The sequence below is a fragment of the Streptomyces sp. ATLC9 genome, from assembly GCF_057196705.1.
The window spans coordinates 1-2,570 of sequence record NZ_JBXUOY010000444.1; the positions used below are offsets into that span (position 1 = coordinate 1).

A 2,570-nucleotide genomic window follows, 5' to 3' on the forward strand; every position below is an offset into this window, starting at 1 on the left:
CCGCCGCTCCGCGCGTGCCCTGGGCACGCCGGGGCGGCTGAGGCGCGCGGGACGGAACGCGGGGCGCAAAGCGGTCCGGGTCAGCCCCTGCCGAGGTCCAGCGGCGGCTCGACGGTGTGGAAGCACTGGGTGCACACGTATCCGCCGTGCGGCCCCTCCTGGACCGCCCAGCCGCACTGCGCGCAGTGCATCACGGCCACGTCGGGCGCCGGGACATCGGAGTGCGGCGGGCTCACCCGGTGGCTCCGCAGTTGCCGCAGGACCAGCGCCCGTCGGGGCCTTGGATCACGGTGGCTCCACATGTGGTGCAGTTCAACGGCAGTTCCCCTCCCGCCGTCCCCCGCCGGGTCCGCCCGCGCCGCCGGTGCGGTCACCACCGAAGACGCGGCTGTCACACGTCACCGTAGCCCGGCGCGCGGCCGGTGACGAGACCTTCTCCTCCGCGCGCCGCAAGCCGCACCGCCTCGTCGCGCGGCGGCCGGGCCGCCCGGTGGACCGTAGTGCGGGCTGCCCGGCCGCCGCAGGGATCAGGCCAGCACGGCGAACGCGCGGGTGGTGCCGGAGAAGGAACGGGCGCCGCCCACCAGGGGCTTGGCGTCGCCGTGGTAGCGGACGCGGTAGCGGCCCGGGACGGCCCCGGCGGGCACGTCCCAGGTGACGGTCACCTTCGAGGCGGCGATCCCGTCGCGCTCCCAGCGGAAGGCCGTCGACCAGTCGCCGTCGTCGGCGACCGTGCGCCAGGCCCCGTCCTCGTACCGCTCCACCCGCAGATAGGTACTGCCCCGGTGCGGGTCGTTGCCGGGGTGGGCGCCGGCGAACACCGCCGAGACCCGCTCGCCGGTCCGGTAGCCCTCGCGCGGCTGGCTCAGCACGTCACCGAACGAGTGCCCGATCCGCGGGGCGTCCAGCACGATCGGCGGCTGGAGGGCGAGCGGCGCGGCGGACAGGTCGGGCGGTTCCGGTCCGGTCGGCAGCGCCCGCCCCTCGCGCATCGCGCGGGCCAGTTCCGCCGAGACCTGCTGGACGGCGGGCAGCTGCCAGCGGCCGAAGAGGGTGCTGCCGCCCTCGTAGTGCTGGGCGTCGTACTCCTCGGGGGTGGTGAGGTAGTGGAAGTAGGAGTTGGCGTAGCCCGCCACCAGCACGTCGTCCAGGTCCGCGCCGACGGCCCGCGCCACGGTGCGCCGCAGCCGCAGCCCCGCCGCGATGGTGACCTCGCCGGGGACGCCGATCAGGTACAGCCGGCCGATGCGCACCAGCTGTACGGGCACGATCTCCTGCACCCAGGGATAGATCCGGTTCATCTCCCCGATGGGAACGGCGATCGCCTTGGGCGCGTGGGCGTCGCGCAGCTCGGGCGAGACGGTGTAGACCACCGAGTGGGAGATCGCGTCCCAGAAGGGGTTCTCGCCCTCGGAGAAGCCGGGGAAGGCCGGCCCGTCCTCCGTGCTGCCCGCCGCCATGGCCGCGCCGACGGCCGGTCTGGCGGTCCTGTGGACGCGCCCGTCGCCGGTGAACTCCGGTTCCACGGTGACGTCCGAGAGGTCCACGTACACCAGCCGGGAGTCCACGCCGCCCGACAGCCGGGTGCCGGGCCGCTCCAACTGCCGCGCGGCGGCCTCGTACTGGCGCAGGCCGTTGGCGCGGGTGCGCTCGAAGTCCTCCGGTGTGGTCGGCGGCTTCAGGTCGGGGTTGGGGGACATGTCGCCGGCGTTGGTCTGCGCGAAGGCGGCGATCACCTCGGGCGCGGTGCCGGCCAGGTAGTCCGCGCCCGCCACCTCGCGCTCCCAGTGGTAGGCGGCGTATCCCTTGTTGTCGGCGCTGATGAGGCGGTTGTCGCCGGACATGCTGGTGCAGTGGGTGGCGAACCAGTTGACCGCCCCCACCAGCCGCCCCTGCCGCTCGATCCGCAGCAGCGTGGTGAGCGGGTCGATCGCGTCGGGGAAGTGGGCTCTGACGTCGGCCGGGTTGCGGTCGAAGGCGGCGCGGGAGCGGTTGACGCTGGCACCGTGCAACTCCCCTCGGGAAAGCGAGAGTTCCGAAGGCGCCAGATCGGCGTGGGCCCGGCCCACGGCCTCCGTGATGCCGCGCACGACCGCGTCGAAGGTCCTGGCGTGGAAGCCGAGCGTGGTGATGTTGTAGAGCAGGTGGTGGGAGTAGCCGCCCGGCCCGGCGTGGGTGTGGGTGGCGGTGATCATGGTGTTGCGGGCGTCGTAGAGGCCGCCGTACCGCTCTTCCAGGGCACGCAGCACCGCCTGGTGCACGCTGGAGAAGATCATGGGGGAGTCGACCACGACGAGGGCCACCCGCTCCCCGGCGCTTCCGTCCGGCGCCCGGTCGGCGATGACGAAGGCGCGGGCCCGCAGCCGGTTGTGCAGACCCTGCGCCTGCTGGTCGGTGCGCCCGTAGCCCATCATGCCGACCTCGGCGACCTCGCCGGTGGCGTCCGCGATGCCGCGTCCCACCAGGTAGGAACCGGTCCCCGCCCCGCCGGCCCGCCCGGGCGCGGTGGAGGCGGGGGCGTCCTCGGCCGCGTGGGCCGCGGTCCGCGGGAGCCCGGCGAGGCCGAGTCC

Annotated in this window: 2 protein-coding genes; both read right to left on the reverse strand. The window is 74.5% G+C overall.

What is annotated here, in order from left to right; translation table 11 throughout:
* Positions 1–80: 80 nt before the first annotated feature.
* Positions 81–236, reverse strand: coding sequence for a hypothetical protein (locus tag AC2CJA_RS26035; RefSeq protein WP_241718496.1), 156 nt, complete (start codon positions 234–236; stop codon positions 81–83).
* A 291-nt stretch (positions 237–527) separates the two neighbouring features.
* Positions 528–2,570: neutral/alkaline non-lysosomal ceramidase N-terminal domain-containing protein (locus AC2CJA_RS26040; RefSeq protein WP_484605119.1), on the reverse strand; the 2,043-nt coding region annotated here is incomplete at its 5' end.